Raw genomic sequence first — 13,481 nt, forward strand, 5'->3', positions numbered from 1 at the left:
TTTATTTCTCTTTGGTTTACCGTTTGTTTTACTTTGTAAGAACTGCGCCGGCCTTCCTGCGCTTTTTACGGCGGCTATACTGTTAAAGGGAGGCCTTATGTATCAGCGAATCGAAGGTGGAGAGTGGCATCACGTCTGGGTTGTTAGCGACATACACGGCTGTTACCAGAGGCTCATGGAAGAACTGAAACGCCGTCATTTCAATCCTTATGAGGATTTACTTATTTCCGTTGGCGATCTGATCGATCGCGGTCCGGACAGCGTGAAATCGTTGCAACTCATTAATGAGAAATGGTTTCGAGCCGTGCGGGGTAACCATGAGCAAATGGCACTCGATAGCCTGGATAATAATGATTTTGCGCTCTGGACAATGAATGGTGGAATGTGGTTTTCGCGGCTTGAGCATGAGGAGCAGGCGCTGGCGCGCTCGTTACTTAACGCGTGTCGTGCGTTACCGCATATTATCGAAATTACCTGCGCGAACGGGCTGAACGTTATTGCTCATGCTGATTACCCGGCGGAGGAATACCGCTGGCAAAAACCGGTAAGCGCGCAGCGCGTGTTATGGGATCGCGACCGCCTGATGGGGTTTATGGTGGGCAAAGGGCAGGGAATTAGCGGGGCGGATCACTTCTGGTTCGGGCATACGCCCGTCGACAGACGGTATGATTTTTCTAACCTGCATTATATTGATACGGGGGCGGTTTTTGACGGGTACTTTACGCTTGCACAGCTGCAATAATAAATAACCCGCCTTCGGGCGGGTTCTCTTTAGGTCAGGCAAGGCGCAAGACCCAGGCATCGGTTTTACTATCGTAATGCTCACGGTAAAGAACAGAGTGTTCGCCATCTAGTATTGCCGGGACGCTGGTGTCCGCATCCCATGCATCAAGCTGCATGCACAAATCCGGGTCGGATTTGCAGGGAATACTTAACGTTCGATCGCCTTGTGCTTCGCCGCGCAGTTCTGCGTCGTCGATCTCAAAAGCGCCAATACGCACGCTGGTTTTCGTCATAGTGCTCTCCGGGTCGGTTGTCAAAATCTGGTATGACCAGTATGGGCATCCATTTTTGATCGTAGACAAGGAGAGCGAAATCGCCAGTAAAAAAATGCGCTTTTTTCAGGCGGTGCGATCGTTACCGGTAAACAGGCGGCCATCGCGGACCAGCTCGCGTGGATAGCTATTTTTAAGCCTTGAGCCTACCTTTTTGGCCAGCCCCAGCGGGTATCCCTGATAGGTCACCACCACTTCATCTGCGCAAGGCGAGGTGTCAGGATAAACATCGCGACCACGATACCACTCTTCGGCTTCCTGATGCGTCAGGGCGAAAGTATTCTCATGCCCGGCAAGCGCGATGACCGCCTCGTGCTGCCAGCGATACCCTTTGTTATGCACTTCCGCCAGGCGGATCCCGATGCGTGAAAAACGCACTTTGCCAATCAGCGGCTCAATATTCGCCGGGAAAAGCCAAATCTCTTTGTCACGCGTCCAGGGGCGCAGGCTTTCATCCCACTCCAGCCCAACCTTGCTGGCTGCGGCTTCAAGCTGCGCGACATCGCGGCCTTTAAGCGGTGCAAACGGGAAGTTGCCGACCTTGAATTTAGGTGCAGGCAGGGGAGTAACCGCCTGCGTTTTCCGCAGGCGCGCCACAAAGAACCCTTCGCAGTCGTAAATCTGCGGGAACACGTGGAGGAAACCTTCCGGCGTGACCGCCTCCTGTGCCGAGGAAAACAGATCGTTGAGCGGCAGGAACTCGACGGCATCCGGGTATTGCGCTTTCAGCCACAGGCAGACGTCTTCGTTTTCATCCCGGTTTAAGGTACACGTTGAATACACCAGCGTGCCGCCGGGGCGCAGCGCGTGGAACGCGCTGTCGATCAGCTCGCGCTGCGTGGCGGCGATCTCAAGATTGCTCTCCACGGACCAGTTCTTTAACGCGTCGGGATCTTTACGCACCACCCCCTCACCGGAGCAGGGGGCGTCCAGCAGGATGGCATCGAACATTTCCGGCAGGGCGGCGCCAAAGACGCGACCGTCGAAGTGCGTAAGAGCGACATTGTGAATACCGCAGCGGCTGATATTGGCATGCAGCACCTTCACGCGGCTGGCGGAAAACTCGTTGGCGAGGATCGCTCCGCGGTTGCCCATGCGCGCGGCAATCTGCGTGGTTTTCGAGCCGGGCGCGGCGGCGACATCCATCACCCGTTCAGGCACGTTGCCGTCGGCGAACAGGGCGGCAACCGGCAGCATCGAGCTCGCTTCCTGAATATAAAACAGACCGCTCAGATGTTCTGCGGTACTTCCCAGCGGCACGGCATCTTCATCATCGCGCTCGATCCAGAATCCCTCTTCACACCACGGAACCGGCGTAAGCTGCCAGCCGTACGGAGAGACCAGGGTCAGAAAATCCTCTACGCTGATTTTCAGCGTGTTAACGCGGATGCTCCGGCGTAACGGACGCTGGCAGGCGGCGATAAAATCGTCCAGCGACAGATGAGAGGGAAGCGCCTCGCGCATGAGCGCCAGGAATTGTTCAGGAAGAAATACGGAGTTTTGAGCCACGGGCACACCACAGGGAAAAGTTCAGGTGCGCAGTGTAACATAAAGGCTCCGGTGCGTTGACACCGGAGCCTGTCAGATTAACGCGGCAGGGCTGTTCCCCATTCGCGCCACTCTTTCGGTTCGCTTTCCAGCAGCAGGAAGTGTTTACCCGACTGCGCTTTCGGCGCCAGCGGCGTTCCCGGCGGGGTGGCAAACGCAATACCGCCGCGGATGAACTGGTTGAAGGTACCGGTTTTCACCACGCCACCCGTCAGGCCAAAGTCCAGCGAATAGCCGGACGCCAGCCAGAACACCGAGTTATTACGCACCAGGTGCTGGTAACGCTCGCTGATGCGCAGCGCCACCATCACGCGGTCGGAGAGCGTGCCGAGCGTGAGGCCCGTTACCGTACCCACCTCAATGCCGCGGAACAGCACCGGCGTACCGATGCCAAGCGAGCCCGCTTCCGGCACTTCCACCACAATGCTCAGGCCGTCAAGATAGCGCGAGTCGGTGATGGTGGCTTCCTGCAGCTCGAAATCACGACGGGCTTTGCCCTGGCCGGGCTCGACGTTGATGTACGGCTGCAGAATGGTGTCAAGATGCTCAACGCCTGCGGCCGAAATCTGCGGCGTCACCACCGAGAAGCGGGAACCCGAGCGGGCGAAGGTCTGCACATATTCCGGATAAAGCACCGCGGTGGCCTGCACCTCGTTACGCGAGGTGATCAGCGTCAGCTTCTGGATCTGCCCGATATCAATGCCCAGGTAGCGGATTGGCATGCCTTCAGCCAGCTTGCCGGCATCGAACGCATGCAGGGTAATCTGCCCACCCACGGCACGCGCGGCGGTTTCGGACGGGAAGAGAATCCGTTTATCGCCTTTGCGCAGGTTCGCGCCCGCGCCGCTGAGGTTATCGAAGCTGATCGCCCCGCGCAGCGCGCGTGAGAGCGGGGAGGCCTGCACGGTCAGGCCGTTGCCGTTAAGCTGCACCTTCGCGCCGCCCTCGGCCCAGAAGACGCTGTTTGGCGTCAGCAGCTTGCGATACTCCGGTTTGATATGCAGTTCGATATCAAACGCGTCGGCACGCGGGCGAACGGCGATCACCTCCCCGACCTCAAACTTGCGGTAGAGCACCACGGAGCCCGCCTGTACGTCAGGCAGCGTCTCGGCGCTTAAGGTCAGGGTGGTGGTTGGCAGATCGCTCAGGCTGTTTTCAATCGCTTTGTCCAGGTTGGCGTAGAGCGGGTAGCTGTCGCGAACGGGGCCTTTATTGCCCGGCAAAATGCGAATGCCGCCGTTAACCCATTCGCTGGCGCTGGCGCCGAGGAACTCCACGCCGTCCAGGCCCACCTTCACGTCGACGCGGCTGTTCACCACGAATTTACTATCGCCATGGACGAGGTTACTGTATTGCGGATCGATAGCCACCGAGAAGCTTACCCCATTTTCGGAGAGCGTTCGCTCCAGCACCTGACCCACCTGTACGCCGTGCAGAATCAGCGGCTGACCGGCCTCAATGCCGTAACTTTCAGGCGCATTCAGCGTAACCGTCACGACGCCCGGTTTTTGCAGCAGCGCTTTATCCGCCGGGGCAATCACGAAGCTATTGCTTGGCTTTCCTTCACCGGGGATCAGTTCAAAGGTATTTCCGGTCAGCAGCGCGCTGAGGCTGGCATCGTTCAGAGAGAGCTTCGGACTGCGCATCTCGATGCGCGTTTTCTCGCGCAGGAGATCGACCACGCTCGGATCGACCGTCATTTCGCCGGTCACCGAGCCGCCCGGATTGAGCGTCATTTTGGTGAGCTGTCCGACCTGTAACCCCTGGTACATCAGCGGGGTTGAACCCGCTTTCAGCCCTTTGGCATCAGGCAGAACAAGCTTAACGATCACGCCACGCTGGCTGTGCGCCAGATCCGGGTATAAACCGAACGTGTCATCGGCCGTGGCAGGGCTTGAATTTTCCGGAGAGTCAAAGGCAATGGCACCGTTCACCAGCGCGGCCAGGCTCTCCAGCTTCACTTTTGCGCCGCTCAGGCTGAGGTCGGCGTCCACGCCGGAGACATTCCAGAAGCGGCTGCCTTTTTTCACCAGATTGGTGAAACGACGTTCGATCAGCACATCAATGGTTACGCCCTGTTTGTTCGGGTTGATGGTGTAATCGTACACGCGGCCAACCGGAATCTTGCGGAAGTAGACCAGAGAACCGCTGTTCAGCGAGCCCAAATCCGGTGCCTGAAGATGGATCATCAGATCGCCGTTATTGAGGCGGTATTTCGGCTGCGTATCCAGCGCGACAAAGTGATCCTGCGGTTCACCCTTGCCCGGCATCATGCCGATGTAGTTACCGCCAACCAGCGCATCCAGCCCGGACACGCCGGCCAGAGAGGCTTTCGGCGTTACCAGCCAGAACTGCGTTTCGCTGCGGAGGGCATCCTGCATGTCAGATTTAATACTGACCCGCACCTGAATCTTGTTAAGCCCTTTTCCAAGGGAGATGTCCTGAACCGTACCGACTTCTACCCCCTGAAAACGAACGGGGGTTCGCCCGGCGACGATGCCGTCGGCGGTCTGAAAATCAATGGTGACGGTACTGCCGCGATCTTCATAGCTCGTCCAGATAAGCCAGCCCGCAATCATCAGGGCGATGACGGGCAGCAACCAGAATGGCGAAATGCGGCGTTTAGTTTTAATTCTCGCTTCAGTCGGCGAAGCGGGGGTTTCCTGACTCATGTGCATCCCAAAGTAAGCGGCTATCCAGCCATTCCACAGCAAGAATAGTCAATATCACCGCAGAGCCGAAATAAAAAGCCGCGGGTCCCATAGTAAAAGCAAGAAGCTGGTCGCGATTGATCAGCGACATCATCAGCGAAATCACAAACAGATCCAGCATTGACCAGCGGCCAATCCAGGTGACGAATCGCAGAAGCAGAATACGGGTACGTAAACCTTGTTCACACTTAAAGTGAATGCTGACGAGCAGGGTAAACATCACTATCACTTTGGTAAAGGGAACCAGGATACTGGCAATAAAGACGATGGCCGCCACCCCAACGTTACTGTGCGCAAGGGAGATAATACCGGAAAGAATAGTATCTTCCTGACGGCCACCGTTCACGTAAATAATGGATATCGGCAGCATATTGGCCGGGATCAGAAATACCAGGGAGGCAATCAGCGCCGCCCAGCATTTTTGCAGGCTGTTGTTGCGTCGTAGCCTCAGCGGTATGTGGCAGCGCGGGCAGCGTCCACGCTTGTCGGGCAACCCGGTGTAATGGCATCCCAGACAGACGCGGAGGTTTTCATCCGGGCGGGTGGCAGGGCGCTGGGGGTAAAAACGTTCCCAAAGCTGCTCAACGTTCAGGTGGATCAGCGTCAGGATGCTGAGCAATACCAGGCAGATAAAGGCAAAAAGCCCGATGCCCGGCTGCAGAAAGGCATAGTCTTGCACCTTGATTGACGCCACGCCCACGCCCACCAGATAGATATCCAGCATGATCCACTCTTTAAGCTTTTCCAGCATCAGCAATACCGGACGCAGGTTCATCCCCAGGATGTTACCAAACCAGAGGTAGGCAATGGCGGCAACCAGCACCAGCGGCGCGCCGACAACGCAGAACAGCACCATGGCGGCGCTGAGGGGATCGCCCTGGCTCGTCATCTGCCAGATACCCTGCAGCACGTTGGCGTCAATGCGCACACCAAGCAGGTAAAGCTTCAGCAGCGGTTCGGTCCAGGCGAAGGGCATCAGCAGCAGCATGGTAACGGCCATGGCGGCAAGGCGGGTTAACGACCAGTCGCGGCCGTCACGAATTTTAGCGTCGCAGCGGGGACAAAAGGCGCTTTGGTGCGATTTCATCTTCGGCAACATAAAAAGCGTATCGCACTGGGGGCAACGCTGATAATGTGCACGAGGCAAAGCTTCGCTTACCGTATGGACAGTTATCTTTTTTGTCGGCGTAATTTTGGTTGTTTTTAAGGCCATCAGCTGCGCGCAAATAAGTATTGTTGAACGTTATATTAACTCATGAACGGATTCATCTTGAGCATGAGCGCATTTATTGCTTATTTTAATAGGCTATGCGGTAATTTTGTAAGACAACTAAGTGATTGAATAATGAACAAAACAGAATTCTACGCGGATCTGAACCGCGATTTTAAGGCATTGATGGCGGGTGAAACCAGCTTCTTAGCCACTCTGGCAAATACTAGCGCATTGCTGTTCGAACGGCTATCCGATGTGAACTGGGCTGGCTTTTATCTTCTGGAAGGTGAAACGCTGGTGCTGGGGCCGTTTCAGGGCAAACTGGCCTGTGTGCGCATTCCGGTAGGGCGCGGCGTATGCGGTACCGCGGTGGCCGAGAATCAGGTTCAGCGCGTGGAAGATGTTCATGCGTTTGACGGCCATATCGCCTGTGATGCTGCCAGCAATTCAGAAATCGTTCTGCCGCTGGTGGTAAAAAATCAGATTATTGGCGTTCTGGATATCGACAGTACGGTCTTCAGTCGCTTTACAACCGAGGACGAACAGGGGCTGCGCGAGCTGGTGGCGAATCTGGAAAACGTCCTCGCTGCAACCGATTATCAAAAATTCTTTGCGAGCGTCGCAGGATAATCAACGGATAACGTAGCATTTACTGATAGCGTCATTATAATGACGCCTGTTCATGCCTGCGCTTGTTGGCAACGTCCGTTGTAATCAGGAAATTTCATGGAAAATCAACCTAAGTTGAATAGCAGTAAAGAAGTTATCGCATTTCTGGCCGAGCGTTTCCCGCAGTGCTTCAGCGCGGAAGGCGAAGCTCGTCCCCTGAAAGTCGGTATTTTTCAGGATCTGGTGGCACGTGTTGAAGGGGAAATGAACCTCAGCAAAACTCAGCTGCGTTCTGCCTTACGTCTTTATACTTCGAGCTGGCGTTACCTGTACGGTATCAAACCGGGCGCGACCCGCGTGGATCTCGACGGCAACCCTTGCGGCGAGCTGGACGAGCAGCACGTTGAACACGCGCGCAAGCAGCTGGAAGAAGCCAAAGCACGCGTTCAGGCACAACGTGCAGAACAGCAAGCGAAAAAACGCGAAGCCGCAGCGGCAAACGGCCAGGAAGAAGCGCCTCGTCGTGAGCGTAAACCACGCCCTGCGCCGCGTCGTCACGACAATAACGATCGCAAACCGCGTGCAGACAAACCAGCAGCGAAAGCCCCTCGCGCGCCTCGTGAAGAGCCGCGTCATACTCCGGTTTCTGACATTAACGCCCTGAGCGTGGGTCAGGCTCTGAAAGTAAAAGCGGGCAACAACGCAATGGACGCCACCGTACTGGAAATCACCAAAGATGGCGTTCGTGTACAGCTGACTTCTGGTATGTCAATGATTGTACGCGCAGAACACTTGTTGTTCTGAAACGGAGGCCAAGCCTGGCATGAACACTTTTTTTAAGCTCACCGCGCTGGCGGGCCTGTTTGCCATAACAGGTCACGCTTTCGCAGTGGACGATATCACGCGTGTTGATCAAATTCCGGTACTCAAGGAAGAGACGCAGCACGCGACGGTAAGCGAGCGTGTAACCTCTCGCTTTACCCGCTCGCACTATCGTCAGTTCGATCTCGATCAGGCCTTTTCGGCCAAAATCTTTGACCGCTATCTGAACTTGCTGGATTACAGCCATAACGTTTTGCTCGCCAGCGATGTCGAGCAGTTCGCTAAGCGCAAATCCGAGGTGGGTGATGAGCTGCGGTCAGGCAAGCTGGATCTGTTCTACGATCTCTACAACCTGTCGCAAAAGCGCCGCTTTGAACGCTATCAGTACGCGCTGAAAGTGCTGGAACGTCCGATGGACTTCACCGGCACCGACACCTTTAATCTCGATCGCAGCAAAGCGCCCTGGCCGAAAGACGAAGCCGAGCTGAACGCGCTGTGGGACGGAAAGGTCAAATACGACGAGCTGAGCCTCAAGCTGACCGGCAAAGATGAAAAAGAGATCCGCGACACGCTGACGCGTCGTTACAAATTTGCCATTCGTCGTCTGGCGCAGACCAACAGTGAGGATGTCTTCTCACTGGCGATGACCGCCTTTGCCCACGAAATCGATCCGCACACCAACTATCTTTCTCCACGCAATACCGAACAGTTCAATACCGAGATGAGCCTGTCTCTGGAAGGTATTGGCGCGGTGCTGCAGATGGACGATGACTACACGGTGATCAACTCCATGGTCGCGGGCGGCCCGGCGTCCAAAAGCAAAGCGATAAGCGTAGGCGATCGCATTGTGGGTGTAGGACAAACCGGTCAGAGCATGGTTGACGTCATTGGCTGGCGTCTGGACGATGTGGTTGCGCTGATCAAAGGTCCGAAAGGCAGCAAAGTTCGTCTGGAAATTCTGCCTGCCGGTAAAGGTACCAAAACCCGTATCGTGACCCTGACCCGCGAGCGTATCCGTCTGGAAGACCGCGCGGTGAAAATGTCTGTGAAAACCGTGGGTAAAGAGAAGGTGGGTGTCCTGGATATCCCTGGCTTCTACGTGGGGCTGACAGACGATGTAAAAGTTCAGCTGCAGAAACTTGAGAAGCAGAACGTGAGCAGCGTCATCATCGACCTGCGCACGAACGGTGGCGGTGCGCTGACCGAAGCGGTGTCGCTCTCAGGCCTGTTTATCCCGTCTGGCCCGGTGGTACAGGTGCGTGATAACAACGGTAAAGTTCGTGAAGATGCTGATAACGACGGCGTGGTCTATTACAAAGGCCCGCTGGTGGTCCTGGTTGACCGATTCAGCGCGTCCGCATCTGAAATCTTTGCCGCTGCAATGCAGGACTATGGCCGCGCGCTGATCGTGGGTGAACCCACCTTTGGTAAAGGTACCGTTCAGCAGTATCGCTCGCTGAACCGTATTTACGATCAGATGCTGCGTCCGGAATGGCCTGCGCTGGGCTCTGTTCAGTACACCATTCAGAAGTTCTACCGCGTTAACGGCGGCAGTACGCAGCGTAAAGGCGTAACGCCGGATATCATGATGCCGACCGGCACGGAAGAGACCGAAACCGGCGAGAAATTTGAAGATAACGCGTTGCCGTGGGACAGCATCAATGCTGCGACCTTCGTGAAGGCGGGTGATATGACGCAGTTTGGCCCTGAGCTGCTGAAAGCGCATAATGAACGCATCGCGAAAGATCCGGAATTCCAGTACATCATGAAGGACATTGCGCGTTTCAATGCCATGAAGGATAAGCGGAATATTGTTTCTCTGAACTACGCTCAGCGTGAAAAAGAGAACAACGAGGATGATGCAACGCGTCTGGCGCGTATCAACGATCGCTTCAAGCGAGAAGGTAAGCCTCTGCTCAAGAAACTGGACGATCTGCCAAAAGATTACCAGGAGCCGGATCCATACCTGGACGAGACGGTGCATATCGCGCTCGACCTGGCGAATCTGGAAAAAGAGAAGCCTGCCGTGCAGCCCGCTTCGGCAAAATAATCTCCCAACAGGCACAAGAAATTGTGCCTGTTTCTTTTTGTTCTGCATCCTTCCGTCAGGCTGATTTCCAATTGTGTAAAGTTGTGTCTTTCTGGTGACTTACGCCTACCGGATGCTTGAAAATAGCAGTAATACCCATACGATGTGGGTAATCGCATAGTGCGTTTTGTTAAACTGAGGTTAAAAGAAAATTATGATGCGAATCGCGCTCTTCCTGCTCACCAACCTGGCGGTGATGGTGGTTTTCGGGCTCGTGCTAAGCCTGACGGGAATTCAGTCGAGCAGCGTTCAGGGTCTGTTGATTATGGCGCTGCTGTTTGGTTTTGGTGGCTCTTTCATTTCCCTGCTGATGTCAAAGTGGATGGCGCTGAAATCCGTAGGCGGTGAGGTAATTGAACAGCCGCGTAACGATATGGAACAGTGGCTGATGAATACGGTGGCACAGCAGTCTAAGCAGGCAGGCATCGCCATGCCGCAGGTTGCTATTTACCATGCCCCGGATATTAACGCGTTTGCTACGGGTGCCCGTCGTGATGCGTCTCTGGTTGCCGTGAGCACCGGATTGTTGCAGAACATGAGCCGCGACGAAGCCGAAGCGGTTATCGCGCACGAAATCAGCCATATCGCCAACGGTGACATGGTGACCATGACCCTGATCCAGGGCGTGGTGAACACCTTCGTTATCTTTATCTCCCGTATTCTGGCGCAGATTGCGGCTGGCTTCATGGGCGGCAACCGTGATGAAGGTGAAGAGAGCAACGGTAACCCGCTGATCTACTTCGCCGTATCGATGGTGCTGGAACTGGTGTTCGGTATCCTGGCGAGCATTATCACCATGTGGTTCTCTCGTCACCGTGAGTTCCACGCGGATGCCGGCTCTGCGAAGCTGGTGGGTCGTGAGAAGATGATTGCAGCCCTGCAGCGTCTGAAAACCAGCTACGAGCCGCAGGAAGCGAACAGCATGATGGCCTTCTGCATCAACGGCAAATCAAAGTCGCTGAGCGAGCTGTTTATGTCTCACCCGCCGCTGGATAAACGTATTGAAGCGCTGCGCAGTGGGGAATACCTGAAGTAACGCTAAGCGCTTAAATAAGCCGGGCTGGAGAAGACTCCGCCCGGCTTTTTTTATGCCTGAACGTCGGGTTGGGTTACGCGCAATCCGCTGACGATGGCCGCCAGGGTGGCAAGAACGCCTGCGGTGAGAAGCGCAACGTGGTTACCGTTTTGCCCGGCAAGGTTAAACATCAGGGCAACCAGCGCCGCCCCGGTGCTTTGCCCCAGCAGACGCGCGGTCCCCAGCATGCCGCTGGCACCTCCACTGCGGTGGCGCGGTGCCGCGGTAATAATGGTGTGGTTGTTGGGGGACTGAAAAAGGCCAAACCCGGCACCGCACAGGATCATGCGCCAGATGATGTCCAGATCGGTTGGCGATGACGGAAGCAGCGCCAGCGCGAAAAGACCTGTTGCCATCACTGCGAGCCCCACCGCACCTAACAAACCGGCATGTACGCGTTCTATTAAATAACCGGCAAGCGGTGCCATCACCATCGTCGCCAGCGGCCAGGGGGTTAACAGCAGCCCGGTCTCCACTTCGGAACGTCCTATCACGCTTTGCAGAAAGAAGGGCAGTGAAACCAGAGCCAGCATCTGGGCGCAGAATGAGCAGACGGAGGTGCAGATGGAGAGCGAAAAGAGCGGAATTCGCAGCAGATCGACCGGCAGTAAGGGCACCGGCAGGGCAAGCTGGCGGCGAACAAAGAAGAAGCCGATCGCCAGCAGGGCAACAAGCTCCACGGCGGTAAGCATCAGGGATTGACCCTGCGCAAAACCGCTCAGGGCGGTAATCAGCAAACCAAAGGTGAGCGCATTCATCACCGCGCTTGCCACGTCAAAGCGCGGCATAGTGCTTTTCGGGCCGTTAGCAGGGAGAAAACGCAGGGCAAAGAAGATAGCGACGATACCCAGCGGCACGTTTATGGCGAACAGCCACTGCCAGGAGGCGACAGAAAGTATGGCTGCCGCAATGGTTGGCCCGGCGGCAGATGACACCGCGACAATAAACGAGTTTATCCCCATGCCTCGCCCCAGATGACGCTGCGGATAGATCAGGCGGATTAGCGCCGTATTGACGCTCATCAGCGCCGCGCCGCCAAAACCTTGCGCGATGCGCGCCAGCGTCAGCGTATGCAGAGAGTCCGAAAGGGCGCACAGCAGTGATGTGAAGGTAAATACCACCAGCCCGCACTGATATACCCGACGGTAGCCGAACATATCGCCCAGAAAAGAGAAGGAGAGCAGGGAAACCACAATCGCAATCTGATAGGCGTTAACAATCCATATCGAACTGGCCGGGGAAGCATGCAGATCGGTGGCAATGGTGGGAAGGGCAACGTTCGCAATCGCGCCGTCAAGGACGGCCATTGAGATACCAATAATAATCGTAGCGATAGCGCCATACCGCTGGGGCAAAGGCAGGCCATCGGAAAGGTTCTTTTCCATCGGGGATAAATAGCTCAGAGTGAAATTATTCTCAGGGTAACTATTTTAGCATCGTTAACACCGTTTTATGTCGCAGATTTGTAACGAAGTAAACGCGGATTGATTGCAGGTAACATGACGGGAATTTATAATAAAAACCGGTTCTGATTTTTATAAAACACTCTCTATGAGGTGGTAAATGGCAATTGCGGATTTGGATAAACAGCCAGATTCTGTTTCTTCCGTGCTGAAGGTGTTTGGCATCTTACAGGCGCTCGGGGAAGAGCGTGAAATTGGTATCACAGAGTTGTCACAGCGCGTGATGATGTCAAAAAGCACCGTTTACCGCTTTTTGCAAACCATGAAATCACTGGGTTACGTTGCACAGGAAGGCGAATCTGAAAAATATTCTCTTACGCTGAAACTGTTTGAACTGGGTGCCCGGGCATTGCAAAACGTGGATCTGATCCGTAGCGCGGATATTCAGATGCGTGAGATCTCCCGCCTGACCAAAGAGACTATCCACCTGGGTGCGCTGGATGAAGACAGCATTGTTTACATCCATAAAATCGACTCCATGTATAACCTGCGCATGTATTCGCGCATTGGTCGTCGCAACCCGCTTTACAGCACGGCCATTGGTAAGGTTCTGCTGGCGTGGCGCGATCGTGAAGAAGTTAAACAGATCCTCGATGGCGTAGAGTACAAACGCAGCACTGAACGGACCATTACTAACACCGATGAGTTATTAACGGTGCTCGACAAGGTGCGTGAACAAGGGTACGGCGAAGATAACGAAGAGCAGGAAGAAGGGCTGCGCTGCATCGGCGTTCCGGTGTTTGACCGCTTTGGCGTCGTGATCGCGGGGTTGAGCATCTCTTTCCCTACGCTTCGCTTCTCGGAAGAGCGCCTGCACGAGTATGTGGCTATTCTGCATACCGCCGCGCGTAAGATTTCTGAACAGATGGGTTACAACGACTATCCGTTTTAACCCA

The 13,481-nt window shown here is 55.2% G+C and carries 11 protein-coding genes; 6 read left to right on the forward strand and 5 right to left on the reverse strand.

Annotated features, from left to right (window positions below; genetic code table 11):
• Nucleotides 1-97 precede the first annotated feature (97 nt).
• A complete protein-coding gene (pphA, locus tag UTO39_RS00970; protein ID WP_320726211.1) occupies nucleotides 98-742 on the forward strand; it encodes a protein-serine/threonine phosphatase in 645 nt (214 codons plus the stop codon).
• A 34-nt stretch (nucleotides 743-776) separates the two neighbouring features.
• On the opposite strand, the gene UTO39_RS00975 is transcribed toward pphA, so the two are convergent.
• The 4 genes from UTO39_RS00975 to yebS all read right to left on the reverse strand — a co-directional run bounded on the left by UTO39_RS00975 (nucleotide 777) and on the right by yebS (nucleotide 6,527).
• Nucleotides 777-1,016: a YebV family protein gene (locus UTO39_RS00975; protein WP_006176013.1), complete on the reverse strand. Its 240-nt coding sequence runs from the start codon at nucleotides 1,014-1,016 to the stop codon at nucleotides 777-779.
• Between the two features lie 105 nt (nucleotides 1,017-1,121).
• Nucleotides 1,122-2,564 carry a 16S rRNA (cytosine(1407)-C(5))-methyltransferase RsmF gene (gene rsmF, locus UTO39_RS00980; RefSeq protein WP_407065091.1) on the reverse strand — a complete coding sequence of 481 codons (1,443 nt, stop codon included), beginning with the start codon at nucleotides 2,562-2,564 and terminating at the stop codon, nucleotides 1,122-1,124.
• 77 nt (nucleotides 2,565-2,641) lie between these two features.
• A complete protein-coding gene (locus UTO39_RS00985; protein WP_266178866.1) occupies nucleotides 2,642-5,275 on the reverse strand; it encodes a PqiB family protein in 2,634 nt (877 codons plus the stop codon).
• Entirely contained in the window at nucleotides 5,244-6,527 is a 1,284-nt protein-coding gene (yebS, locus tag UTO39_RS00990; RefSeq protein WP_320726213.1) for a membrane integrity lipid transport subunit YebS, read from the reverse strand. Before yebS ends, UTO39_RS00985 begins: the two co-directional genes overlap by 32 nt.
• A 132-nt stretch (nucleotides 6,528-6,659) precedes the next feature.
• On the opposite strand from yebS, the gene UTO39_RS00995 reads away from it, so the two are divergent.
• The 4 genes from UTO39_RS00995 (at nucleotide 6,660) to htpX (ending at nucleotide 11,083) form a co-directional block, all read left to right on the forward strand.
• A complete protein-coding gene (locus UTO39_RS00995; RefSeq protein WP_008500476.1) occupies nucleotides 6,660-7,157 on the forward strand; it encodes a GAF domain-containing protein in 498 nt (165 codons plus the stop codon).
• 96 nt (nucleotides 7,158-7,253) lie between these two features.
• Nucleotides 7,254-7,940, forward strand: a complete 687-nt coding sequence (gene proQ / locus UTO39_RS01000) for an RNA chaperone ProQ (protein ID WP_014884292.1) — start codon at nucleotides 7,254-7,256, stop codon at nucleotides 7,938-7,940.
• Between the two features lie 19 nt (nucleotides 7,941-7,959).
• A complete protein-coding gene (prc, locus tag UTO39_RS01005) occupies nucleotides 7,960-10,008 on the forward strand; it encodes a carboxy terminal-processing peptidase (RefSeq protein WP_320726214.1) in 2,049 nt (682 codons plus the stop codon).
• 193 nt (nucleotides 10,009-10,201) lie between these two features.
• The gene (gene htpX / locus UTO39_RS01010) at nucleotides 10,202-11,083 is read left to right on the forward strand and encodes a protease HtpX (RefSeq protein ID WP_010432647.1); all 882 of its coding nucleotides are present in this window, start codon (nucleotides 10,202-10,204) and stop codon (nucleotides 11,081-11,083) included.
• A 50-nt stretch (nucleotides 11,084-11,133) separates the two neighbouring features.
• On the opposite strand, the gene UTO39_RS01015 is transcribed toward htpX, so the two are convergent.
• Nucleotides 11,134-12,507, reverse strand: a complete 1,374-nt coding sequence (locus UTO39_RS01015) for an MFS transporter (protein ID WP_320726215.1) — start codon at nucleotides 12,505-12,507, stop codon at nucleotides 11,134-11,136.
• A 178-nt stretch (nucleotides 12,508-12,685) separates the two neighbouring features.
• Here UTO39_RS01015 and kdgR point away from each other — a divergent pair, with 178 nt between their 5' ends.
• On the forward strand, nucleotides 12,686-13,477 hold the full coding sequence (gene kdgR / locus UTO39_RS01020) for a DNA-binding transcriptional regulator KdgR (protein ID WP_320726216.1): 792 nt from the start codon (nucleotides 12,686-12,688) through the stop codon (nucleotides 13,475-13,477).
• Nucleotides 13,478-13,481 lie beyond the last annotated feature (4 nt).

The organism is Enterobacter sp. 118C5, from assembly GCF_034107645.1.
GTDB lineage: Bacteria > Pseudomonadota > Gammaproteobacteria > Enterobacterales > Enterobacteriaceae > Enterobacter > Enterobacter nematophilus.

Excerpts from the sequence above, each read along its gene's own strand:
- UTO39_RS00985 (WP_266178866.1), bottom strand. The coding sequence starts at position 5,275 with ATGAGTCAGGAAACCCCCGCTTCGCCGACTGAAGCGAGAATTAAAACT.
- yebS (WP_320726213.1), bottom strand. The coding sequence starts at position 6,527 with ATGGCCTTAAAAACAACCAAAATTACGCCGACAAAAAAGATAACTGTC.
- proQ (WP_014884292.1), top strand. The coding sequence starts at position 7,254 with ATGGAAAATCAACCTAAGTTGAATAGCAGTAAAGAAGTTATCGCATTT.
- kdgR (WP_320726216.1), top strand. The coding sequence starts at position 12,686 with ATGGCAATTGCGGATTTGGATAAACAGCCAGATTCTGTTTCTTCCGTG.
- prc (WP_320726214.1), top strand. The coding sequence starts at position 7,960 with ATGAACACTTTTTTTAAGCTCACCGCGCTGGCGGGCCTGTTTGCCATA.
- pphA (WP_320726211.1), top strand. The coding sequence starts at position 98 with ATGTATCAGCGAATCGAAGGTGGAGAGTGGCATCACGTCTGGGTTGTT.
- UTO39_RS01015 (WP_320726215.1), bottom strand. The coding sequence starts at position 12,507 with ATGGAAAAGAACCTTTCCGATGGCCTGCCTTTGCCCCAGCGGTATGGC.
- UTO39_RS00995 (WP_008500476.1), top strand. The coding sequence starts at position 6,660 with ATGAACAAAACAGAATTCTACGCGGATCTGAACCGCGATTTTAAGGCA.
- htpX (WP_010432647.1), top strand. The coding sequence starts at position 10,202 with ATGATGCGAATCGCGCTCTTCCTGCTCACCAACCTGGCGGTGATGGTG.
- UTO39_RS00975 (WP_006176013.1), bottom strand. The coding sequence starts at position 1,016 with ATGACGAAAACCAGCGTGCGTATTGGCGCTTTTGAGATCGACGACGCA.